Origin of the sequence: Rhizohabitans arisaemae, from assembly GCF_025996515.1 — a bacterium.
Taxonomy (GTDB): domain Bacteria; phylum Actinomycetota; class Actinomycetes; order Streptosporangiales; family Streptosporangiaceae; genus Rhizohabitans; species Rhizohabitans arisaemae.
In genome coordinates this window covers 61,094-84,737 of the sequence record NZ_BLRH01000029.1, presented here as the reverse complement: position 1 = coordinate 84,737, position 23,644 = coordinate 61,094, and the positions used below count along the sequence as shown (strand labels likewise).

Below are 23,644 nucleotides of genomic sequence, written 5' to 3'. Positions count from 1 at the left end.
AAGGAGTGACGTCCATGGCCGACACCTACACGCCCCCGGTCTACGGGACCGGGGTCAAAGCCACCATCCAGCGCCTCGGCGGCCATCTGGCCGGGATGATCATGCCCAACATCGGCGCGTTCATCGCCTGGGGCCTGATCACCGCACTGTTCATCCCCACCGGCTGGCTGCCCCACGAGGGCTTGGCCAAGCTGGTCGGGCCGATCATCAGCTATCTGCTGCCGATCCTGATCGGCTACACCGGCGGCAGGATGGTCCACGGTCAGCGTGGCGCGGTCGTCGGCGCGGTCGCCACCATGGGCGTGGTCGTCGGCTCAGAGATCCCGATGTTCCTGGGCGCGATGATCATGGGTCCGCTGAGCGCCCTGATCATCAAGTACGTCGACAAGTTCGCCCAGGACCGCACCCGGGTCGGCTTCGAGATGCTGGTCGACAACTTCACCGCCGGCATCGTCGGCGGCGCCATGGCCGTGCTCGGCATCCTGGGCATCGGGCCGATCGTCCGCGTCGTGACCGAGGCCGCGGGCGACGCGGTCTCCTGGATGATCACCAACAACCTGCTGCCCCTGGCCTCGGTCCTCATCGAACCGGCCAAGGTGCTCTTCCTCAACAACGCCATCAACCACGGCGTGCTCGGCCCCCTCGGCGTCACGCAGTCGGTGCAGGACGGCAAGTCGATCCTGTTCATGCTGGAGTCCAACCCCGGTCCGGGACTCGGCCTGCTCCTCGCCTACCTGCTCTTCGGCCCGAGGCTGCTGCGTCCCACCACCCCGGCCGCGATGATCATCCACTTTTTCGGCGGCATCCACGAGATCTACTTCCCCTACGTGCTGATGAAGCCGCGGCTGATCCTCGCCGTGATCGCGGGCGGTGCGGCAGGCGTCTTCACCTTCCTGATCACCGGCGCCGGCCTGGTCGCCACCCCCTCGCCGGGCAGTATTTTCGCCTACCTGGCCGTCACCCCCAGGGGCGGCTGGTTCGGCGTGATCCTCGGTATCGTCATCGCCGCTGGCGTCACCTTCGCCCTGGCCTCGCTCCTGCTGGGCTTCGGCAGGGGTGAGAAGGCCCAGGAGGGTGCGGAATCACAGCAATCCGACAACCCTGCCGCGGGACCCGAGCCCCGCGAGCCCGTCACCGACACCTCGGCCACCAGGGAGACCGGCGCATGAACGCCAAGGACGTCCGCAAAGTCATCGTCGCCTGCGACGCCGGGATGGGCAGCAGCGTGATGCTCGCCGCCACCCTGCGCAAGCAGCTCAAAGGCCTGCCGGTGGAGGTCGAGCACACCCCGGTCGACGCCATCCCGGCCGACGCCGACGTGGTGCTCACCCACGCCGGGCTGGCCGCCCGCGCCCGTGCCGCCGCGCCGGGCAAGCTCGTCATCCCCTTCCAGATCTTCCTTGGTGACCCCGCGGTCACGCGGCTGGTCGACACGCTCAAGAAGGGCGGGGACCTCGGTGCGTGAGGTGCTGGAGGCGCGAGCCGTACTCCTGAACGAGCACGCCGCCACCCGCGAGGAAGCCGTCGAGCGATGCGGCCGCCTGCTGGTCGAGATCGGCGCGGCCGCGGAGCCGTACATCGCCTCCATGCTGGAGCGCGAGCGCTCGATCTCCACCTATGTGGGTGAGCAGGTCGCCATCCCGCATGGCCTGAACCGCGAGGCGGTGCTGCGCGACGCCGTCTGCGTGGTGCGTTTCCCCGGCGGGGTCGACTGGGAAGGCGAGCGGGTCAGCCTCTGCGTGGGTATCGCCGCCCGCGGCGACGGACACGTGGCTCTGCTGGCCGAACTGGCCGAGATCCTGCTGTACCCGGAGCGTGCCCGCGCCCTGCGCGAGGCCGTCGACGTCGAGACCGTACTGAAGGAGCTGGCATGAAGGTCGCCCGTTTCCACGCCCCCGGCGACCTGCGCATCGAGGAGGCCCCGGAGCCGACCGGCGACCTGGTCGTCAAGGTACGCAACTGCTCCACCTGCGGAACCGACAACAAGATCTACCGTCACGGCCACCACCACATCCGGCCGCCGCGCGTGATGGGCCACGAGATCGCCGGTGAGGTGGTGGGCACCGGTGAGCGCGTCCAGGTCATCGCGGCCATCCCGTGCGGCACCTGCGCCGAGTGCCGGCGCGGCCGGATGACGGTCTGCCCGAACCAGGAGTCCATGGGCTACCACTACGACGGCGGGTTCGCCGAGTACATGGCGGTCCCGGGCAAGGTCCTTGCCGTCGGCGGGGTCAACCGCATCCCGGACGGCGTCTCCTTCGCCGAGGCCTCGGTCGCCGAGCCGCTGGCCTGTGTGCTCAACGGCCAGGAACTGGCCGGCGTGGGCGAGGGCGACGACGTGGTGGTCATGGGTGCCGGGCCGATCGGCTGCCTGCATGTACGGCTGGCGCGGGCGCGCGGCGCGGCCCGCGTCTTCCTCACCGACATCAACCCGGTACGGCTGGCCGCCGCGGCGGACCTGGTCCAGCCGGACGCCGCGATCGACGGCGACGCCGTCGAGCAGGTGCTCAAGCTCACCGCCGGACGCGGTGCGGATGTGGTCGTCACGGCCGCCGCCTCGGGCGCCGCCCAGGAGCAGGCGATCACCATGACCGCCCGGCAGGGGCGCATCAGTTTCTTCGGGGGACTGCCGAAGGACGACCCGATCGTACGGATCGACGCCAACCTGGTCCACTACCGGGAGCTGCGCATCGTCGGCGCGAACGGCTCCTCCCCCGCGCACAACGCCGCCGCGCTGTCCCTCATCGCCTCCGGCTCGGTGCCGGTCGCCGACCTCATCACCCACCGGCTGCCGCTGGAGGGCGTCCTGGACGCGATCGACCTGCTCGCCCGAGGCGACGCCATCAAGGTCACCATCGAGCCCTGGGGTTCCCATGCCTGAACGGACCGTCGCCGTCGCCTCGCGCAGCGGGCTGCACGCCCGACCGGCCAAGCTCTTCGTCCAGGAGGCGATGCGGCTCGGCGTACCCGTCAAGATCCGTGTCGGGGACCGTAAGCAGGTGCCCGCCAACAGCATGCTGGGGGTGCTGTCCCTCGGGGCGGTGCAGGGGACCGTCGTGACGCTGTCCGGTGAGGACGAGGCGGCGCTCGACGCGCTCGTCGCGTTGCTTGCCACGGACCTGGACGCGGATACCGAGCAGGGGGAGGCCCGCGATGAGTGAGCCACCGCCGGCGGAGCCACCCGGCTCGCTGCTCGGGATCGGTGTGAGTCCGGGCCACACCGCCGGCCCGGTCGCCCGTATGGCCGCACCGCCGGAGCTGCCCGCCCGGCGACCGGTCGTCGACCCGCCTGCCGAGGTCAAGGCGGTGGGCGCCGCGCTGGAAGCGGTCGCGGCCGAGCTGGAGCGCAGGGCGGGTGCGGCTGCTTCGGCCGAGGCGGTGGCGATCCTCGAAGCCCAGGCCATGATGGCGGCCGATCCGATGCTGCGCGAGGAAGCCGAACGCCTGGCGAGCGAAGGCCTGGACGCCGCCCACGCCCTGGACGCCGCCTTCGCCGCACATCGGGAACAGCTGGTCGCCCTGGGCGGCTACTTCGGCGAACGCGCCGCGGACCTGGACGACCTGCGCAACCGGGCGGTCGCCGCCGTACTCGGCCTGCCCATGCCGGGTATCCCCTCCCCGGGACATCCCTTCGTGCTGGTCGCCGCGGACCTGTCCCCCGCCGACACCGTCACCCTCGGCCCCGAGGTGCTCGCGATCGTCACCGAGCAGGGCGGCCCGACCAGCCACACCGCGATCCTCGCCCGGGCACGCGGGGTGCCCGCGATCGTGGCCTGCCCCGGTGCGGCAGCCCTGGCCGACGGCGACCCGGTGGCCGTCGACGGCGACACGGGCCGGGTCGACACCGGCATCCGCGAGGCCTTCGCCCAGGAGATACGGGTACGGCACGGCCTGGAACGCGCCAGGCTGGCGGCGAGCCGCGGCCCGGGGCGCACTGCCGACGGCCACCCGGTGCCCCTGCTGCTCAACGTCGGCTCGGCCGCCGACCTGCGCGACGGCGCCGGTGAGGGGGTCGGGCTGTTCCGCACCGAGTTCCTCTTCCTGGACCGCCGCACCCCGCCCTCCCTCGACGAGCAGGTCGCCGCCTACGCGGCGGTCTTCGAACGTTCGCCCAAGGTCGTGGTCCGCACCCTGGACGCCGGCACCGACAAGCCACTGCCCTTCCTGGGCCTGCCGCCGGAACCCAACCCCGCCCTCGGCCTCCGCGGCCTGCGCGTGGATCGCGTGCGGCCGGCCGTACTCGACACCCAGCTCGCGGCCATCGCCCAGGCGGCGGGGGACTGCGAGGTCTGGGTCATGGCACCCATGGTCGCCACCTGGCAGGAGGCGCGGGACTTCGCCGAGCGGGCCAGGGCGCACGGCCTGACCCGGGTCGGCGCGATGGTCGAGATCCCCGCCGCAGCCCTGCTGGCCGACCTGCTGCTGGAGTACGTGGATTTCCTCAGCGTCGGCACCAACGACCTGGGCCAGTACACCTTCGCCGCCGACCGCATGCACCCCGGCCTGGCCGACCTGCTCGACCCCGGGCAACCCGCCCTGCTCCGGCTGGTCGCCGACTGCGCCCGGGCCGGACGGGACGCGGGCAAACCGGTGGGCGTGTGCGGAGAGGCGGCGGGCGACCCGCGGCTGGCACCGGTGCTCGCCGGGCTGGGCGTGACAAGCCTGTCGATGTCGGCCGCGAGCGTCCCCGCCGTCCGGGAGTCGCTGGCGGGGGTGACCTTCGAGGAGTGCCGGGTCCTGGCCGAGCAGGCCCTGTCGGCTGGATTCCGGGAGAGACACGACCGGCGGTGGAAGCCACGGCCGTCCGGCGCTAACGCGGTCGAAGCCTGAGGGATCCCTGCTCAGGAAAGATCGACGGCGAGGCCGGAAACGGCGACGCCGATCTCGCCGTCGTATCCGGCTCCGGCGGCTGCTTGCGCGGCCACGGCGTCCGTGCCCGGCTGCAGGTGCGTCAGCACAAGGTGCCGGACGCCGGCTTCCTTGGCTTGCCGGCCTGCCTCCCGCGCGCTCGACAGGTGGCGCTGCGAACCCTCCGGGACCCTGTCGGCATAGGTGGCCTCGTGCAGAAGCAGGTGGGCGCCACGCGCCAGCTCCACCACATCGGGGCTCGGGCCGGAGTCGCCGGTGTAGGCGAGCACCCGGTCGCCCGCTGTCAGCCGTACCCCGGCATTGGGGACCGAGTGCGGGAGCAGACGGGTCCACGCGTCGAACGGGCCGATGCCGAGCCGGTCACCGGCGGTGAACTCACGCAGGACGTAGGCGTCGGCCAGCATCCCCGGGCGGTCCAGCGCGAGTACCGCGTCCAAGGCGCCGGGCGGCGAATACACCGGCAGCGGCGCCGGCGGGTCGTCGCGCAACGCACGCGCCCGCAACAGGGGGTTCAGGTCGGCGCAGTGATCGGGGTGTCCGTGGCTGACGAACACGGCGTCGATCTGATCGGCGGCGACCCGTTCCAGCAGCCGCGGCACCGTCGCGTATCCGGGGTCGACGAGCAGCCTGAACCCGTCGTGTTCCACGAGGTAACCGCTGCAGGCCTGACCCGCCCCCGGCCACGCACCGCATCCCCCGAGAATCGTCAGCAGCATTCACGAGACTCTAATCGCCGGCTCACAGTCACGACCGAGATTCGGTACAAAAGCGAACAAGCACCGATAGGCCTGCCGAACCGACCAAAGCTCATGCGACGACCTATTCTCGCGGCTCGCACCCCACCGCCTTGGGGTCACGCACCCGTTATGTGTCGGCTAGAACCACATCCACTCGGCCGTACGGCGATCCCGTCGGGCGAGTAAAGGTCCGAGGCAGATCGTCTACAACAAAACTATCTGCTATGGTCTCTCTTGCTTCCCTGCGAACAGGAGACGGCCATGCCATCCCACGCCACTTCCCTTCCGTCAACCCGTCCGAGCGCACCCCGATCACGCTGGACCGCCCTCGCCGTACTGGCGGCGGCGTCGCTGATGACGATCCTGGACGGCAGCATCGTGACCGTCGCACTGCCGGCCATCCAGCGTGATCTGGGCTTCTCCCCCGCCGGACTGAGCTGGACCGTCAACGCGTACCTGATCGCCTTCGGCGGGTTGCTCCTCCTGGCCGGTCGGCTGGGCGACCTCATCGGCAGAAAGTCCATGTTCCTGGCGGGGAACGCGGTCTTCACCGTCGCGTCACTGCTGGCCGGAGCGGCCACCGGGCCGGGCATGCTGATCGCCGCCCGGTTCCTGCAAGGCGTCGGCAGCGCCATGGCCGCCGCGGTCGTCCTGGGCATCCTCGTGACGCTGTTCCCCGGGACCGGGGAGCGCGCGAAGGCGATCGGAATCTTCAGCTTCACCGGCGCCGCCGGCGCCTCGATCGGCCAGGTCCTGGGCGGCGTGCTCACCGACGCGCTCAGCTGGCACTGGATCTTCCTCATCAACCTGCCGATCGGGCTGGCCACAATCGGGCTGGCGATCCGGGTGCTGCCGGGCGAGCGCGGCGCAGGACTCTCCGCAGGGGCCGACGTCATCGGTGCCGCCCTGGTCACCGGCGGCCTGATGCTGGGCATCTACACGGTGGTCAAGATCGAGGAGTACGGCTGGCTCGCGGCGCACACCCTCGGCCTGGGCGCGGTGTCGCTCGCGCTGCTGGCCGGCTTCGTCGTCCGGCAGGCGACCGCCAAGACCCCGCTCATGCCTCTGCGCATCTTCCGCTCACGCAACGTCTCGGGCGCCAACCTCACCCAGATCCTGACCCTGTCGGCCATGTTCGCCTTCCAGATCATCGTCGCTCTCTACATGCAGAAGGTTCTCGGCTACGGCGCGCTCGCCACCGGCCTGGCGATGCTCCCCGCGGCGGTGTCCATCGGCGCCGTTTCCCTGTTCGTCTCGGCTCGGCTCAGCACCCGCTTCGGCGAACGCCCCGTCCTGCTCGCGGGGCTGGTGCTCCTCCTGGCGGCGATGGGCTGGCTCACCCGCGTACCGGTGAACGCGGACTACGTCACCGACCTGCTCCCGGTCATGCTGCTCATCGCGGGCGGCGGTCTGGTCCTGCCCGCACTGACCGCCCTCGGCATGTCCGGTGCCAAGGCCGACGACGCGGGCCTGGTCTCCGGGCTGTTCAACACCACCCAGCAGGTCGGCATGGCCGTCGGCGTCGCCCTGCTGTCGACGCTGGCCGCCTCACGCACCGAGCAGCTGCTGGACGCCGGCCGGAGCCAGGCCGCCGCGCTGACCGGCGGCTACCACGTGGCCTTCACCGTCGCCGCGGCGCTGCTGGTGGCCGCCTTCGCCGTCGCGCTCCTCGTTCTACGGCAGCCCCGTCCAGGCGCCACCGGCACGGACGCTCCCCTGCCCACCCCGATTGCCTGACCCCCCACCCACCTCGCACAGACAGGATGTATCCCCATGACCGAGTTCACCGTAAATGAAAACGAGTCGGCAGCCGGACCCGCGCCGCGGATCCTCACCGATGACGAGTTGACCAGCCTGCTCGGCAAGCAGCAGTTCGGCGTACTGGCGACCGTCAAGCGCAGCGGCCACCCCCATCTGTCCACCATCCTCTACAACTGGGATCCCGCCGAGCGCATCGTCCGGATCTCCACGACGGACGACCGCATCAAGACGCGTCACGTACGCAACAACCCCCGCCTCGCCCTCCACGTGAGTGGGCCGGACGTCTGGTCGTTCGCCGTCGCCGAGGGCGACGCGGAGGTGTCGGAGGTGACGGCCACACCCGGCGACGCGATCGGCCGGGAACTCCTGGCCCTCACCCCGGGCTTCGAGGACCCGGCGCAGGAAGCGGCGTTCCTCAGGCAGGCGGTGAAGGAGCGACGCGTGGTGATCAGACTGCGAGTGTCACGCTTGTACGGCACTGCGCTGGACATCCCCTCCTAAACGAACCTGGCGACCCACCCCTCAACGGCCCCCACCCGTGCCGGAGTCCGGCGGTGGCGGGCCGTCGGTGGCGATCACCTCGGCCTGGGAGACCACCCGGTGATCGATGCGGGCTTCGCAGGTGGCGTCCGGGAACACGCAGTAGCCCTGCCAGATCAAGCGTGTTTGCGGACGCGCTTCGTGGCGGTCCTCGACTTGGCGGTCGTCGATGTCGGCTTGGCGGTCGGCTTGGCGGTCCGTTTGGCAGTCGGTTTGGCAGTCGGTTTGGCGGTCGGCTTGGCCGTTCTCCTGGCAGTCCTGGCCCGGGACGCGACTATGGTTCCCACGCCGACCACGGCCGCGACCGGCCACTCGATCACGCCGAGGACGGCGAGCGCGCCGAGTCCGCCGTAGTAGACCAGGCGCTCCGGCGACGGCAGCGCCGACCTGCCCATTCGCACCACGCGACTGGCCAGCGAGGTGTCTACGTGCGGAACGTGCATGTGCGGGCGGTGCACCTGAAGACTGACCATCGGCAGGTCGAGCTCCAGCAGATCTTTCTCCGCCTCGTCCGCCACCGCGGTCCTTTTGGCGGTGCCCTTCACAGCCGGCTTCCTGGTATCGGTGACAGTCATTGCCCCCTCCGTTCCTCATCGGTTCCACTCGTCGCCCCAGTCGCCGGAGCCGTTGGACCCTGCTCACCGGGACCGCGAACACGTACGGGACGTGACCTCCCATTCGGCTTACCGCTGTGGGATCGCCACGTGACCCTCTGCCACGTGGGGGCGTCTCCCGACAGGTGGCGGCCCGGGAACCTTCGACTTTGCGGTCATTCCCGCTTGGGTCGACAGAAGCATGATCAACATCAACTTTTGATGCCATATATGCCAAAATGTCGGGGTTTGATGACCTTGGCGACACGAGTGGAGAGGTCACGCCTGTTGCCGAGCCCCAGCACACACCCGAAGAACCCAGGCGCCCGGACCCCTGGATGAGCAAGAGCCGACCCGACCAGACCAAGGCGTCACCGGAAGTTCACCAAACAGACAGCAGAATGTCGCTTATGTCCGAAAAATAGACTTTAGTATGAGATGTCCATATCATCATCGATGTGAGGTATCCAATGCCCGGTTTCCTTGGTTCGCTGCTCGCGAAGGCGGCGGTCATCGCACTTGAGGCGCTCGTCGTCCACCTGGTAAAGGCTCTGATCCAGGCCACCGTACGGCGGCTCGCCACGCGGAGTGGACTCGCGACCGCCTGAGAACCACCTCACCCACCCAAGGCAGACAGCCTCCGCTTCAAGGGCATGGGTGACAAGTGCCATCATTGCGCCAATTCTTGGCGAATCACCAGGTAGAGCGCCTGACGAACCCTCCCATGGTCTAGCATCAGAGGCTAAATCCTCCCACCGTACGAAGCTACTGGTGTCAAGTGGGGGATCGCGGCATGTTCGGGCAGGTGCTGTCTCTGGCCACCGGAATGCTGCGAAGCGTGCCGTTTCTCGAGGCGGTTCAGGGCGAAGCGGGCAAGCTCGGCGCGATGGTGGATTCCCTGACGGTCCCAGGTCGACGACGCGGGCGGCGTAGCTGGCCGACCGGAGCGAGCGGACTCTGTATCGAGGTGCGCGGATTGCACCTGCCCGGCGTGGAGCCTGCGGCCGAGGCCCTCGAACGGCGCCTCATGGCGGTCGGCGGGGTGACGCGGACCGAGGTCAACCGGGCTTTGGGATACGTCTTCCTGGCGGGTGAGACGCTCAACGAGGACGATCTGATCTCGTTGATCGAAGACCTGGAGGACGAGCACGATCTGGACGGCGCGCCGTACGCCGGCGAGGTGACGCTGCCGGACGTGTCGGCGGCGGCGCTCGGATTCGGAGTACGGCTGGCCGGGCTGGGAGTGTCGGCGGCCGGTCGGCTGGCGGGATTACGTGGTCTGCCCTCGGCCGTGCCGGCGCTGATCGCCTTGGCCGACTCCTACCCGTGGCTGCGGGACGTTGCGGCGAAGCGACTCGGGGAGCCCGCCGTCGACGCCCTGTTCGGGATCTCGACCACGATCGCCAACGTGCTGTCGTTCCGCCCGCTGGGCCAGCTGATCGACACCGTCGGCGCCGGCCTGCTGCTGGCTGAGTCCCATGCTCATCATCACGCCTGGGCCAGAGCCGCCGACACGACCTCACACCGGTCCGAGCCGTACGCGCGGCTCGAGCGCCCGGTTCCGCTTCCGCCGGGTCCGATCGAGCGCTACTGCGACCTGGCCGTACCGGCCGCGCTGGGGGCGTACGGGCTGATCGCCACCCTCGGCCGCGCGCCAGAGCACGGCCTGACCTTCCTGACGGCGGCGGTGCCGAAGGCCGCACGGCTTGGCCGGGAGGCCTTCTGCGCCGAACTCGGCCGGGGCCTGGTCCGGCGTGAGGTGCTGGTGCTCGACCGCCGGGCGCTGCGCCGCCTGGACCGGATCGACACCGTGGTCGTCGACGTCGCCGCGCTGCTGACCGGGCGCTGGACGGTCCACCGCGTCGACATTCCCGGCGAGCCGGAATCTGAGATCGCCGCCAACGAGAGTTCCGCGGAAGTGCACGCGATCATCCACGAACTGGTCGATCCGGCTGATCCGTGGCAGCGGCGCGAGCAGGCTGCCTGGACCGTCGAGCCGTGCCGGCCGGACGGTACGCTCACGCTCACCCGGGACGGGCGCCATGTCGCCCAGGTGACCATGGTCGCCGAGCTGCATCCCCTGGCCAAGCCGCTGACCGAGGCAGCCGAATCAGTGGGTACCGTCCTGCTGGCCGGCGGACCGCAGGACGCGGGGAATCGCCTCGGCGTAGTCGGAGCCGTCGCCGGTAGCCGACGGCTCGCCGCGGAAGTGCGCGCGCTGCAGGCCGACGGTCATGGCGTCGCGGTGGTCTCGGCCTCCGGCAAGGCGGCACTGGCCGCAGCGGACCTCGGTGTCGGCATCGGCTCGGCGAAGCGCAAGCGGTGGACCGCCGATGTGAGCTGCGACCTGGCCGGGGCGGTGCTGCTGCTCGGTGCGGCCGGACCGGCCCGGCTCGCCAGCAGGCGCAGCGCGCGGCTCGCGTTCGCCGGCTCGTGCTGCGCGGAACTGATGGCTCTGGCGATGCCCGGCGGCATCCGCATCGCCTATGTGACGGTCAACCTGGCGGCGGGAATCTCTCTCCTGGCGGGCACCTGGACGGCCCGGCGCATGCTCCGCCGTCCCGCGCCGATCCCGCATGACCTCACCGCCTGGCACGCCATGCCCGTACAGGCCGTGCTCAACCGATTGCGGACGACCCACCGTGGGCTGCCCGACGGCGAGGCCGAACGCCGCCGGATCGCCGCCCCTTTCACCGAAGGCCCACCAGGTCTGTTCAAGGTGTTCTGCGAGGAGCTGGCCAACCCGCTCACACCGATCCTGGTGACCGGAGCGGCCGTCTCGGCCGTGCTGGGCTCGGTGTCGGACGCCGCGCTCATCGGGGGTGTTCTCGCGGGGAACGCGCTGATCGGCGGCTTACAGCGGCAGGGTGCCCACCGCGCGCTGCACGGCCTGCTGACCGCCACCGCCATACGGACACAACTGCGCCGCGAGGGCCGGGTGCGGGAGACGCCGGTGGAGCACCTGGTCGCGGGGGACGTGATCGAGCTGGCTGCGGGCGACCCCGTACCGGCCGACTGCCGACTGATCGAGACCGACAACCTGGAGGTCGACGAGTCCTCCCTCACCGGGGAGTCCCTGCCGGTGCCCAAGACGGCCCACCCGGTGGCCGCCGAAACCGTGGCGGACCGGCGTTCCATGGTGTACGAGGGGACGGTCATCGCGGCCGGGTCCGGGGTCGGCGTGGTCGTGGCCACCGGGGCGGCTACCGAGGCGGGACGCAGCGTCCGGACGGCCGGGGACGGTCCGCCGATCGGGGGCGTTGAAGCCAGGCTGCGCGACCTGACCCGGATCATTCTGCCGTTGTCGGCCGCCGCCGGTGGCCTGCTGATCCTGGCGAACCTGTTGCGCGGGTGCTCGTTCGGCGCCTCGCTGGGGCAGGCGGTGGGCCTGGCGGTCGCCGCGGTGCCCGAAGGGTTGCCGTTCGTCGCCACGGTGGCCGAGCTGGCGTCGGCAAAACGGCTGTCCAAACGTGGGGTGCTGGTGCGCAACCCCGGCACGATCGAGACGCTGGGCCGGGTGGACGTGCTGTGCTTCGACAAGACCGGCACCCTCACCGAGGGACGCATCAGGCTGCGCTGGGTCAGCGACGGGCGGAGCGAGTCGCCGACCACCCGGCTCACGCCGGAACTGCGCCGCGTGCTGAACACCGCCATCCGAGCCTGCCCGACACCCGGTGAGGTGCTGCCGCACCCGACCGACCGGGCGGTGGTGGACGGCGCGGCGCACGCCGGCGTCGACACCGGTGCCTGGCACCTGATCGACGGACTGCCGTTCGAGCCCGGCCGCGGCTACCACGCCACTCTCGGCCGGGTACCCGACGGGCAGCGGCTGAGTGTGAAGGGCGCACCCGAGATCGTGCTGGAGCGGTGTGCGCACTGGCTGATCGACAACACCGAAACACCGCTCGACGAGAAGACCCGTGAGGAGGTCTACCGGAAGGTGGACCAGCTGGCGCGCAAGGGCTACCGGGTGCTCGCGGTCGCCGAGCGGCCTGCCTCCACCCGCCGCGACCTGGACGAGTCACGCATCGCCGGGCTGACCCTGCTCGGGCTGCTCGCCCTGGCCGATCCGGTCCGCGCGACCGCCGCCATAGGGGTGGCCCGCCTGCAGCAAGCCGGGGTGCGGCACGTCATCGTTACCGGGGATCACCCCAGCACCGCCGAGGCGATCGCCGCCGAGCTCAACGCCCTCAACGGCGGACGGATCCTCACCGGCGCCGAACTCGACGCCATGGGCGACGGGGAACTCGCCGCGGTACTGCCGCAGGTCGCGGTGTTCGCCCGGGTCACTCCCACCCACAAGGTGCGCATCGTGAAGGCGTTCCGCCACAGCGGCCGGGTGGTCGCGGTCACCGGCGACGGAGCCAACGACGCCCCGGCCATCCGGCTCGCCGACGTGGGCATCGCACTCGGCGCCCAGGCGACCCAGGCAGCCCGCAGCGCGGCCGACGTGGTGGTCACCGACGACCGGATCGAGACCATCACCGACGCGATCGCCGAGGGCCGCGCCATGTGGACCTCGGTGCGCGACGCCCTCGCCATCCTGCTCGGCGGGAACCTCGGCGAGGTCGCCTACACCGTCGGTGCCAGCGCCCTAGGCGGCGCAGCCGCCCTCAACGCCCGCCAGCTGTTGCTGGTCAACCTGCTCACCGACATGATCCCCGCGCTGGCGGTGGCGGTACGGCCCCCGGCCGGAACCAGTCCCGAGCAGCTGCTCGCCGAGGGCCCCGAGGCCTCCCTCGGCAAGCCGCTGGGACACGACATCATGATCCGCGCGGGCGTCGCCGCGGCGGCCGCCACCACCGCCGCGCTGCTCGACGGCATGACCGGCCTACGGTGGAACGCCGGCACCGTCGCCCTCGCCGCGCTGGTGTCGGCGCAGCTGATGCAGACGATGGCGGTCAGCCGCGGCGACCGCACCGTCCTTTTGGCCGGCGCCGTCTCCCTGGCCGCCCTCGGATTGATCATCTCCATTCCCGGCGTGAACACCCTGTTCGGCTGCCGCCCGATCGGCCCCGTGGGATGGGTCATCGCCCTGGGCAGCGCCGCTGCCGCCACCGCAGTCGGCCTACGGCTGGCTCCTGCCCCGCGCGTCGGCTAGCGTCACGGCTTCGAGCGGGCCCTGGAGATCCCCCAATCCATCGGCAAGCGCCGCCCGTCGGGCGGGTCCTCCAACGACCTCGGCCCAGCGACCGGGCGAGATCTCGCCAATGTCGGTTCGTGCCGACAGGCGCCCTTCAAACGGTGTGGGTGGTGTTACGGCCAGAGGCGAGGATCTGAGCACTAAGGCCCGCGATGACGATGATCGCCAGGATCGCCCGCACGCCGGTCTCGTCTTCGAGCACGCTTCCGGTGCGAACGCCGGCCACACCAGGTCGCTGAATCCACCCTCAACGTGCCGAACGGCCGCCGACCAGGACGCCCACGCCGTCCAGCAGACGTCGCAGGCCGAACTCGAAGAGGTCGTCGAGATCCATGCGAAAACCCGGATCCGGCCGCATGGCCCGTACGACCTCAGGCAGCTCGTCACGCCGCGGCGCGGAACCACCCGCCGCGGCGAACTGCGCCATGACCCACGATCCGCCGGCGAGCCCGGTCCGCTGCTCCATTTCGGCCTGCAGGTCCAGGTTCGTGGCCGTCCCGCGGACATAGTTGGCGATCATCAGATGCACCATCGCGCCGGCCTCGAGGTCCAACCCGAGCTTGCGGGTGGCCCGCAACGTCCATTCGCCGTAACGCGCGAGGTTGGGCAGAACGCGCGGATGGGTGAGCGAGATCACGGCCGGCAGCCACGGGTGGCGGCGGTAGACCCGCCATTGCAGCCGAGCCGCCAGTTCCAGATGCGCCCGCCAGGATTCGGGAGCGGCGGGCGGGTACTCGATCTCACCGAAGGCGGCGTCGGCCATGAGGTCGAGCAGCTGGTCCTTGGTGTCCACATACCGGTAGAGCGACATGGTGGGGACTTCGAGGGCGCCTGCGACGCCGCGCATGGACAGCCCGGCCAAGCCCTGCTCGTCGGCGATCGCCATCGCCGCCGCGGCGATCCGGGCGGCGCTCAGATGCCGTACGGGCACACGGGCCGGGCGTGTTGCCCGGGTGGCCTTCCCCGGGACGTCGGGGGCCGCGTCCGGGCCGGCGACGACGGTTCCGACGCGGGGCACGGTCTTGACCACACCTTCGCGGCCCAGCACATCGATCACTTTGCTCGCGGTCGCCTTGGCCACCCCCCACTGCTTGGTGATCTGCCGGGTGGAGGGGATCCGGTCTCCCGGGCGGAGCTCGCCGGAGGAGATCCGGGCGCGGATCTCCGCGGCGATCCGGACGTACGGCGGGTCGGCGGCGGTCACGGTTTCGCCTTTCACTCGGAGCCTTCTACCCTAGGGCAGAATTCCGGCGGACAGCCGAAGGACCTGGGGCCGATCTCTCTTCTACCCTAGGTCATATCAGGCATTTATTGAGGTCATTGGCAGGTGTGGATACGTTGTACGAAATCCCGTCCGTACAACGTATCCAAGTAGGAGGATAGTCATCAACCGCTACCTGAAGGGCGCCTTCGCCCCCGTAACCACCGAAACCACCGCCTACGACCTGCCGGTGACCGGGGATATCCCTCGGGAACTCACCGGGCGCTACCTCCGCATCGGACCCAACCCCCTCGGCGTCGACGACCCCGCCGCACACCTCTGGGCGGCGGGAGAGGGCATGGTGCACGGTGTCCGCATCCGCGACGGCCGCGCCGAGTGGTACCGCAACCGCTGGGTGCGCTCCACCGGCGTCCTCGACGCACTCGGGGAGCCCCGGCGGCCCGACTCCCCCGAAGACCCGCGGATGGACTTCGCCCCCAACACGCACGTGATCGGGCATGCCGGCCGGACCTTCGCCCTCGTCGAAGCCGGCGGCCTGCCGTACGAGCTCGGCTATGAACTCGACACGGTCGGGCCGTGCGGCCTGGGTGTCACCTCCCAGGGCTTCAGCGCGAACGCGCACTCCAAGCTCGACCCGCACACCGGTGAACTCCACTCGGTGGCGTACATCCCCGGCATGCCGTTCGTCCAGCACATCGTCACCGACGCGAACGGGGTGGTGACCCGCGTGACCGACATCCCCGTCCCGGCCGACACGCCCTACATGCACGACTTCGCGCTGACCGAGAACCATGTGGTCGTCTACGACACGCCCCTCGCCTACGACGTCGCCGCGCTCATGGCCGGTGCCGATCCCGGGCAGGTCATGCGCTGGAACCCGGAGCATCCCGGACGGGTCGGCGTCCTATCCCGCGACGGGGGGCCGGTGCGCTGGCTGGAGAGCAACCCCTCGCACATCAGCCACACCCTGAACGCCTACGACGACGGTGACGGCGCAATCGTCGTCGACCTCGCCCGCGCCGACGGCCCCGTGGACCCGACCGACCCCGGCGGCGCCCTGCCCACGCTCGACCGCTGGACGATCGACCTCTCCGCCGGCAAGGTCCACACCAGGCGCCTGGACGACCGGCCCCAGGACTTCCCCCGGGTGAACGAGGCGACGGTGTCCCGGCCGCACCGCTACGGCTACTTCGCCGCGACGGCCGCGCTGTACGGCACGCCGTTCCCGATCGACGGACCCCATCCCGACGAGATGTTCTCCAACGTGCTCATCAAGCACGACCTGCGGCACGGCGGCAGCGAGGTGCACGCGTTCGGCGCGGGCGCCGCGGTGAGCGAGGCCGCGTTCGCCCCCAGCCCGTACGGCGGGACCGAGGACGACGGCTATCTCATGGCCTACGTGCTCGACCCCGATCGCGGTACCACGGACCTGGTCATCCTGTCCGCCCAGGACTTCACCGGCGCCCCGCTCGCCCGGATCCACCTGCCGGCCAGGGTGCCGCTCGGCCTGCACGGCAGCTGGATCCCCGACGCCTGACGGGGCCAGGACGACCCGTCCGCCGTCACGCGGTGGTGCTCCGCGCTCGGCTCCGGGCGAAGCGCAGGTAGAGCGAGGGGGTGACGAACAGGTTCAGCAGGGTGGAGGTGAACAGGCCGCCCAGCACGACGACGGCGAGCGGGTGCTCGATCTCATGCCCGGGAATGTTGCCCATGATCACCAAAGGGACGACCGCCAGCCCCGCCGCGAGCGCGGTCATCAGAATGGGGGACAACCGCTCCCTGGCCCCGCGCAGCACGAGGTCCACGCCGAAGGACTCGTTCTCTTGATCTTCCAGGTGCTGGAAGTGATTGATCATGAGGATGCCGTTGCGCGCGGCGATGCCCATGACGGTGAAGAACCCGACCAGCGCCCCCAGGGAGAGGGTTCCGTCGCCCAAGGCCACCGCGAGCATCCCGCCGACCAGGCCGACCGGCAGGGTGATCAGGCTGAGTATCGCCAGCCGCCAGCTGCGGAAGGACAGGTTGAGCAGGACCAGGACCGCCACCAGTGCGATCGCCGCGTAGCCGAACAGGCGCTGCTGCGCGGCCTGCCGCTCGGCGTACTCACCGAGCACCTCGGCGTGGAAGCCCTGCGGGAAGGTGACATCCGCGAGTGCGGCCTTCACGTCCCGCGCGACCGAGCCGAGGTCGCGGCCGGCGACGTTGGCGCCCACGTCGATCCTGCGCGAGCCGCCCTCGCGCTCGATGATGTTCGGCGTGGGCTTGATCCGTACGTCGGCCACGTCTCCCAGGCGCACCTGCTCGCCGCGGGGCGTGTCGATCGGCAGCTCCTTGATCGCAGTCGGGCTGGACCTGGTCGCCGGGGTGCTCCACACCCGAACGTCGTAGATGCGGCCCTCCCAGTAGGTGTCGCTGACCTCCTCGGTGGCCAGCAGTGCCGCCGCCGCGCGCCGTACGTCTCCGGGCTTGAGCCCGTGCTTCTGCGCCCTGGCCAGGTCGACCTCGACCTCCACCTGGGGGATGTCCTGCTGGAGCGAGGCCTGGGCCTCGACAACCCCGGCGATGCCCGCGATGCGCTCCTGGATCTTCTTGGCCACATCCCGCAGGCCCTTCAGGTCGTCACCGTAGATGCGGACGACGATGGTCTCGCTGCTGCCGGTGAGCACCTCCTTGATGCGTTCCTTGAGGTAGGTCTGCACGTCGCGGTAGAGGCCCGGGTAGCCGTCCACCACCTCCTGGACGGCGGCGAGGGTCTTGTCGTAGTCGGCGGACGGGTCGACGCTGATCCAGTTCTCGCCGAAGTTCATGCCGACCACCTCGTCGGCGTTGACGGCCTGGCCGATGTGCGCCCCGAAGTTGCGCACCCCCGGGATGGCGCGCAGTTCCTTGCTGGCCGCTTCGCTGATCCGGATCATCTCCGGATGCGAGGTGCCCGGCTGGGTGACCCAGTGCATGAGGAAATCGCGTTCCTTGAACGAGGGCAGCAGGGATTGCCCCAGGAAGGGCAGCACACCGAGCCCTGCGGCCAAAACCACACCGACGCTCGCATACGCCCAGCGTGGCCGCCGGATGATCCTGGTCAGCAGGTGCTGGTATCCCCGCTGCAACCAGCGGACCAGCGGTGATTCGCGGGTGCCGAGCGGAGCCTTGGACAACATGATCAGCGATAGCGCCGGGGTCACGGTCAGCGCGACCAGCAGCGAGGCGCCGACGGCCAGCGTGTAGGAGATCGTCAGGGGGCCGAAGAAGGCTCCGGCCAGTCCGTCGAGGAACAGGACGGGAACCGCGGCGGCGATGATGATCAAGGTCGCGTAGATGATGGGCGAGCGCACCTCCATCGAGGCGTCCAGGATCACCTGTGCGGTCGATCTGCCGCTGTCGGCCGCACGGTGTTGCCGGAGTCTTCGCACGATGTTCTCGACGTCGATGATCGCGTCGTCCACGACGACGCCGAGCGCGATCACCAGGCCCGCCAGGATCATCGTGTTGATCGTGTCACCGCGCCACTGCAGCACCAGGACGGCGGCCATCAGTGAGAGCGGGATGGTGAGCACACTGATCACGGCGGCCCGCCACTCGAACAGGAACGCGCCGATGATGAGCACGACCAGGAAGAAGCCGAGCAGGAGTGAGGTGGTCAGGTTGTCCAGGGCCACCTCGACGAAGGTGGCCGGCCTGAAGATCGTGGTATCGATGTCCACACCCGGCAGGCCCGGCCGCAGCGCGTCGACGGCGGCCTCGATCCCCTTGGTCACCTCCAGCGTGTTGCCCCAGGGCAGCTTCTCGACGATAAGCATCAGCCCTTCGCCGTCGTTGATGACGGCGTCGCCGATGAGCGGCTGGTGTCCCTCCACCACCTCGGCGATCTCGCTCAGCGGCACCGGCTTGCCGTCGCCGTTGACGACCGGGATGGCGGCGATGTCCTGGCCCGCGGTGATGGGCAGCACGTGCCTGATCGGCAGGCGCCGGTCGCCGGTCTCTAGGAAGCCGCCGGTGCCCACCAGGGTGCCGTTGGAGTGCTTGAGCAGCCCCGCGTCCATCGAGTCACCCGTGGCCCGCATCACCTGGTCCAGCGAGACGTCGTGCTCGTTCATCTTCTTGGGGTCGACTTGTACGAGCGTCATCTGCTTGCGCTGACCCCAGGTGGCCACGTTGGCCACACCGGGAACCTGGAGGAGCCTGTTGCGGATCGTCCAGAACGAGATCATGGAAAGGTCGAGCAGCTGACGGTTCTCCGAGGAGATACCGATCTTCATGACCCGGCTGGTGGAGGAGAGCGGCTGGAGGATTGTGGGCGGCGTCGCCCAGCTGGGAATCGTCGGCGTGACGGTCGACAGGCGCTCCTGGACCAATTGCCTGGCCCTGATCAGGTCGGTGCCCGGCTTGAAGATCATCAAGATGGAGGAGAGCTGCGACACGGACTTGGAGCGCATGACGTCCAGCCCGTCGACCCCGTTCAGCGCCTCCTCAAGCGGAACGGTGATCAGGCTCTCCACCTCGGCCGCGGCCAGCCCAAGGCACGCGGTCTGCACCTCGACCCTGGGCGGGGCGAACTCGGGGAAGACGTCGACGGCCATGTCACGGAGCTGGCCCACGCCGAAGAACATCATTCCCGCGGCCAGAGCCAGCACGATGTATCGGAATCTGAGACTCGACCCGACGATCCAGCGCATCATCTGCGGAGACCCCTACTTCCCTATGCCGAGCTCGGCGCCGAACAGTTCAGCCGCCCCCGTCGTCACGACCGAGATGCCCACGGACAGCTGCGTGGTCACGTAGGCGGTTTCGCCCTCGACACGGTCGGCGGTAATCCTGGCCCGCACGTAGACCAGCGGCTCGGGGTTGGTGTAGACCCAGGTCAAGCCCTCGGAGTCGTAGACGATGGAGGAGTACGGCAGAGCCAGCCCCGAACCGTCGCTCCGGACGGCGGCCAAGGTGATGCCCAGGCGTTCGGCCGCCCGCTGGGTGACCTTGACCCTGCTCACCCCGTCCTGTCCCGTCGACTCCACCGTCACGGGAGAGTTCTTGACCGCCTGGGATTTCGTCGAGTCCTGCGCGCAGGACGTGATGCCAAGCAGGCCTGCGGCCAAGGCCGCCACCGCGATCCACGTTCGGCTGTTCACCGCTGCCCCTCTAAGACGTGTGGACCGCGGTCAATTCCCGCAGCTCGGTATCGTGATCGGATCGGGGGGCCAGCCGCAGGTAGAGGGCGGGCAGCACGAACAGGGCGTAAAGCAGGGTCGACACCAAGCCGCCCAGCATCGCGATCGCGACCGGACGGGCCACCTCCAGACCGGGGACACCACCCAGGAGAACCAGCGGCAGCACAGCCGCGGCGAAGGCCAGCGACGTGGTGAGCACCGGGACGACGCTCTCTGCCGCACCCCTGACGACATGGTCCGACGTGGGCGGAGATCCGTCCTGTCGGGCCAGGCGCCGGATTCGCCCGGCCGTCAGCACCGTCGCCTGGATCGCCAGCGCGGCGACCGCGAGCAACCCGGCCAGCGCACTCACCGAGAGCGAATCCTCGCCGAGCAGCACCACCACGGCGGTCCCCGCCAGCGCGAGCGGCAGGCAGAGCAGTGCGACGAGTGCCATACGCCAGCCGCCCAGCGCGCTCTGCAGCAGCAGGAGCGCGGCCAGCAGCGCCGCCGACGCGGGTCCCGCCAGGGCCGGCAGGCCGACCTCGTTCACGTCGCCCTTCGCCAGAACCTCGGCGTGGAACTCCAACGGGAACCGGATCTTCTCCAGTTTCGACTCGATGTCGGCCGCGACCTCCCCGTGCCCGCGGCCCGAGAGCTCGGCGACGACGTCGAAGTAGCGTGAGGTGGCCTCGTGTTTGAACACGTTCTGGTTCGGCGTCACCCGTACCGTGGCGACGTCTCCCAGGCGAACCTGACGGCCTGCGGGCGTGTCCAGCTTGATCTCGGACACACTGTTCAGGTCCTTCCGGGTGGCGGGCGTGCCCACCACGATGACTTCGAAGACCTTCTGGTTCTCAAACAGGCTGCCGACCTCGACTCCCGACAACCAGATGGCCGCGGCCCGCCGTACATCGCCTGGTTTGAGACCTTCCTTCTGCGCCTTGGCCAGGTCGACCTCGACCTCGACGGTCGGCTCCACGGGCTGCAGCCTGAGCTGGGCCGCCCGCACGCCGCCGACGGACGCGACGGCCTGCCGTACCTCCTCGGCCTTGGCCTTCAGTTGCTCCAGGTCCCTGCCGTAGACGCGGACGGCCACGTCGGACCCGGCGCCGGTCTGCCTGGTGGCGCCGACGCTCTCCTCGTGGAAGGTCCGCACCTCGCGGTCGAAGCCCGGATGGCGGCCGACTACGCCGCGTACGGCTTCGCGCGTGGCCAGGTAGTCGGCGTCCGCCTTGAGGCCGACCCACAGCACACCCGAGTTGATGTTCACGACCTGATCGGAGGCGACGGCGCGGCCGACGTGCGCGGTCACACCCCGCACCCCGGGCAAAGCCCGCAGCTCCTGACTGACCCGGTCGCCGACACCCACCATCGCGGAGTGCGAGGTGCCGGGTTCGGTCTCCCACCGCACCAGCAGGTCCCGATCCTGGAAGGCGGGCAGCACCGAGTCGCCGACCCTGGGCAGCACCGCGAACCCGCCGACGGCGAGACCTGCGACGAGAACCAGCGCCGCCACGGTGTACAGCGGCCCCGGTTTGCCGGCCATCCGGGTCAGCAGCGAGGCGTAGCGGCGCGGTATCGCGGGCTCGCGCCCGGGCGTCCCGGCTCGGGAGAGCAGGAAGGAGGTCAGCGCGGGCGTCACGATGAGCGAGACCAGCAGCGAGGCGGCGATGGCCAGCAGGTAGGCGGTGACCAGCGACCCGAGGAAGACACCCGCCAGATCGGGCAGGAACAGCACCGGTACGGCCACCGCCGCCGCGATCAACGTTGCGTAGACCAGCGGTGAACGCACCTCGAGCGAGGCCTCCGCGACGACCTCGTGGACGGGCCTGCCCCCTCGCTCGCGCAACCGCCGCGCGATGTGGTCCACATCGGTCACGGCGTCGTGCACGACGACGGCGAGAGCCACGACAAGACCGGCCAGGGCGAGGGTGTTGAACTGGCCGCCCCGCCAGCTCAGGACGAGCATGGCCGTGACCAGCGCGAGCGGCACGGTGACCAGGACGACCACCGCGGACCGCCAGCTGAGCAGCAGGACTCCGACGACCAGCATCAGCAGAAGCAGCCCAAGCGCCAGCGACAGCGCGAGGTTGGCGCGGGCGCTCTCCACGAAGGACGCGGGACGGTAGACCGAGGAGTCGATTTCCATGCCCGAAAGGCCGGGCTTGAGGGCGTCCAGCGCATCCTGGACGCCCTTGGTGACCGCGAGCGTGTCGGCACCGGGGAACTTCTCGACGACCAGCATGAGACCCTTGCCGCCGGCCTGCACGGCGTCGCCGATGAGCGGCTGGTGGTCCTCGACGACGTTTCCGACGTCGCCCAGCGTCACGACCTTCGCCGCGTCGTCCTCATCGTCGTCCCCGTCCGCCGCAGGCTCGACCGGTACCTTGGCCAGATCCTGTGCCGTCCTGATCGGGGAGATGTGCTGGATGCCCAGCCGTTGCTGTGGGGTGTCGATGAAGCCGCCGGAGCCCGGGGTGGAGGCTTTGACGAAGCTCAGCGGCGAGGACCACAGCGCGTTGCCGGTGGTCGAGATGACCTGGTCCAGGGAGACACCGTGGCCGCGCAGTCGATCGGGATCGACCTGGACCTGGAGCTGGCGCTCGCGTTGACCCCAGATGGCGACGTTGGCGACGCCGGGCACGCCCATGAGCCTGGGTTTGATGTTCCAGCGCGCGAGCACCGACATCTCGATCAGCGACAGGTTCTTGGAGGCCAGACCCACGATGGCGACGCGGCTGGCCGATGACAGCGGCTGGAGCATCGTGGGGGGTTTGGAGACGTTGGGCAGAAGGCCTGCGTGCAGGAGGCGTTCCTGCACCATCTGCCGTGCCTGCAGCAGATCCGTGTCCGGCTCGAAGATCAGCTCGATCGACGAGAGTCCGGCCACCGAGTTGGATCTGATCTCGTCCAGCCAGGCCACCCCGTTCAGCAGATTGACCTCAAGCGGAACCGTGATCAACTGCTCGACTTCGTAGGCCGACAAGCCCAGCGCCTCGGTCTGCACCTCGACGTAGGGAACGGAGAACTCGGGCAGGGCCTCGACCGAGGTATCCCTGAGCTGGACCACCCCAAGCGCCAGGAGGGCCAAGGCGGCCACGACGACGAATCCGCGAAATCTAAGACTCCATGCGACGATCCAGCGCATTGTCGCGCCTTTCCGTTTCCCCAGGGCCAAAAGATCGAATGACAAACGCGACTTTACGTCAGAATTGAATTCGCCTTTGAATTTAAGATGGACAGCAAACCCAGCAAAGGGCCAGGCGGGTCGCGTCCATACACACTTCGGGTTTTCAAGATCCCAAAAACGAGGCTAGCGGCGCGCGCGGCGCTTGAGTGCTGTGGTGAATATGTATCTTCGCCGGGACCGGCTGTCAATGGCTTGGTAGCGAATTAATTACCCCGAGTTCTTGATTTGCGTTGTCAGAATGTACGAGCCGCCCCCACTCCAAATTATTACGGCGGTCACCTAAGCGTTGCGGGCAGCCTCTGGGGCAATATCAAGAGGACCGGAACCCTCCCAAAATGCGGCTGCTCCCTTGAATCTCGATAAGAAAATCCCATCTGCATTTATAGCCATTTCCTGACAGGATCAGCGACGCGCGAAAGCTGACCGAAAATGGATCCAATGGGTG

General features: G+C 69.6%; 18 protein-coding genes. 11 read left to right on the top strand and 7 right to left on the bottom strand.

The genetic code is table 11. From position 1 onward, the window contains the following. Positions 1-14 precede the first annotated feature (14 nt). The 6 genes from mtlA to ptsP are packed head-to-tail and all read left to right on the top strand — an operon-like array spanning position 15 to position 4,830. Positions 15-1,169: a mannitol-specific PTS transporter subunit IIC gene (mtlA, locus tag RUR_RS11865; protein ID WP_283135042.1), complete on the top strand. Its 1,155-nt coding sequence runs from the start codon at positions 15-17 to the stop codon at positions 1,167-1,169. Further along, on the top strand, positions 1,166-1,465 hold the full coding sequence (locus RUR_RS11860) for a PTS lactose transporter subunit IIB (RefSeq protein ID WP_283135041.1): 300 nt from the start codon (positions 1,166-1,168) through the stop codon (positions 1,463-1,465). The genes mtlA and RUR_RS11860 overlap by 4 nt, the downstream gene beginning before the upstream one ends. Then, positions 1,458-1,874: a PTS mannitol transporter subunit IIA gene (locus RUR_RS11855; protein WP_283135040.1), complete on the top strand. Its 417-nt coding sequence runs from the start codon at positions 1,458-1,460 to the stop codon at positions 1,872-1,874. The genes RUR_RS11860 and RUR_RS11855 overlap by 8 nt, the downstream gene beginning before the upstream one ends. Continuing rightward, a complete protein-coding gene (locus RUR_RS11850) occupies positions 1,871-2,881 on the top strand; it encodes a zinc-dependent dehydrogenase (RefSeq protein ID WP_283135039.1) in 1,011 nt (336 codons plus the stop codon). Before RUR_RS11855 ends, RUR_RS11850 begins: the two co-directional genes overlap by 4 nt. Then, positions 2,874-3,161: an HPr family phosphocarrier protein gene (locus tag RUR_RS11845; protein WP_283135038.1), complete on the top strand. Its 288-nt coding sequence runs from the start codon at positions 2,874-2,876 to the stop codon at positions 3,159-3,161. Before RUR_RS11850 ends, RUR_RS11845 begins: the two co-directional genes overlap by 8 nt. Then, positions 3,154-4,830 carry a phosphoenolpyruvate--protein phosphotransferase gene (gene ptsP, locus RUR_RS11840; protein WP_283135037.1) on the top strand — a complete coding sequence of 559 codons (1,677 nt, stop codon included), beginning with the start codon at positions 3,154-3,156 and terminating at the stop codon, positions 4,828-4,830. Before RUR_RS11845 ends, ptsP begins: the two co-directional genes overlap by 8 nt. An 11-nt stretch (positions 4,831-4,841) precedes the next feature. On the opposite strand, the gene RUR_RS11835 is transcribed toward ptsP, so the two are convergent. Beyond that, positions 4,842-5,585: an MBL fold metallo-hydrolase gene (locus tag RUR_RS11835; RefSeq protein WP_283135036.1), complete on the bottom strand. Its 744-nt coding sequence runs from the start codon at positions 5,583-5,585 to the stop codon at positions 4,842-4,844. A gap of 282 nt (positions 5,586-5,867) precedes the next feature. Here RUR_RS11835 and RUR_RS11830 point away from each other — a divergent pair, with 282 nt between their 5' ends. Further along, the gene (locus tag RUR_RS11830; RefSeq protein ID WP_283135035.1) at positions 5,868-7,343 is read left to right on the top strand and encodes an MFS transporter; all 1,476 of its coding nucleotides are present in this window, start codon (positions 5,868-5,870) and stop codon (positions 7,341-7,343) included. A gap of 36 nt (positions 7,344-7,379) precedes the next feature. Further along, complete coding sequence (locus tag RUR_RS11825) at positions 7,380-7,868, top strand: TIGR03618 family F420-dependent PPOX class oxidoreductase (RefSeq protein WP_283135034.1); 489 nt, start codon at positions 7,380-7,382, stop codon at positions 7,866-7,868. A gap of 21 nt (positions 7,869-7,889) precedes the next feature. Here the strand turns inward: RUR_RS11825 and RUR_RS11820 are convergent, their stop codons facing one another. Together RUR_RS11820 and RUR_RS11815 are read right to left on the bottom strand one after the other, a co-directional pair. Continuing rightward, entirely contained in the window at positions 7,890-8,027 is a 138-nt protein-coding gene (locus RUR_RS11820; protein ID WP_283135033.1) for a hypothetical protein, read from the bottom strand. Next, positions 8,024-8,482 carry a hypothetical protein gene (locus RUR_RS11815; protein ID WP_283135032.1) on the bottom strand — a complete coding sequence of 153 codons (459 nt, stop codon included), beginning with the start codon at positions 8,480-8,482 and terminating at the stop codon, positions 8,024-8,026. Before RUR_RS11815 ends, RUR_RS11820 begins: the two co-directional genes overlap by 4 nt. 476 nt (positions 8,483-8,958) lie before the next feature. Here RUR_RS11815 and RUR_RS11810 point away from each other — a divergent pair, with 476 nt between their 5' ends. After that, a complete protein-coding gene (locus RUR_RS11810) occupies positions 8,959-9,108 on the top strand; it encodes a hypothetical protein (RefSeq protein ID WP_283135031.1) in 150 nt (49 codons plus the stop codon). A 230-nt stretch (positions 9,109-9,338) separates the two neighbouring features. Then, a complete protein-coding gene (locus RUR_RS11805; protein WP_283135030.1) occupies positions 9,339-13,601 on the top strand; it encodes a cation-translocating P-type ATPase in 4,263 nt (1,420 codons plus the stop codon). 289 nt (positions 13,602-13,890) lie between these two features. Here RUR_RS11805 and RUR_RS11800 read toward each other — a convergent pair whose 3' ends face one another. Further along, a complete protein-coding gene (locus RUR_RS11800; protein ID WP_283135029.1) occupies positions 13,891-14,862 on the bottom strand; it encodes a TetR/AcrR family transcriptional regulator C-terminal domain-containing protein in 972 nt (323 codons plus the stop codon). Between the two features lie 160 nt (positions 14,863-15,022). Between RUR_RS11800 and RUR_RS11795 the strand changes: the two genes are divergently transcribed. Further along, positions 15,023-16,402, top strand: coding sequence for a carotenoid oxygenase family protein (locus RUR_RS11795; protein ID WP_283135694.1), 1,380 nt, complete (start codon positions 15,023-15,025; stop codon positions 16,400-16,402). Positions 16,403-16,427: 25 nt separating this feature from the next. On the opposite strand, the gene RUR_RS11790 is transcribed toward RUR_RS11795, so the two are convergent. From RUR_RS11790 to RUR_RS11780, 3 genes are read right to left on the bottom strand one after another with little or no spacing between them, the layout of a single operon-like run. Beyond that, positions 16,428-19,541, bottom strand: coding sequence for an efflux RND transporter permease subunit (locus RUR_RS11790; protein ID WP_283135028.1), 3,114 nt, complete (start codon positions 19,539-19,541; stop codon positions 16,428-16,430). A 12-nt stretch (positions 19,542-19,553) separates the two neighbouring features. After that, positions 19,554-19,988, bottom strand: coding sequence for a hypothetical protein (locus RUR_RS11785; protein WP_283135027.1), 435 nt, complete (start codon positions 19,986-19,988; stop codon positions 19,554-19,556). 10 nt (positions 19,989-19,998) lie between these two features. Beyond that, the gene (locus tag RUR_RS11780) at positions 19,999-23,157 is read right to left on the bottom strand and encodes an efflux RND transporter permease subunit (protein ID WP_283135026.1); all 3,159 of its coding nucleotides are present in this window, start codon (positions 23,155-23,157) and stop codon (positions 19,999-20,001) included. Between the last annotated feature and the right edge of the window lie 487 nt (positions 23,158-23,644).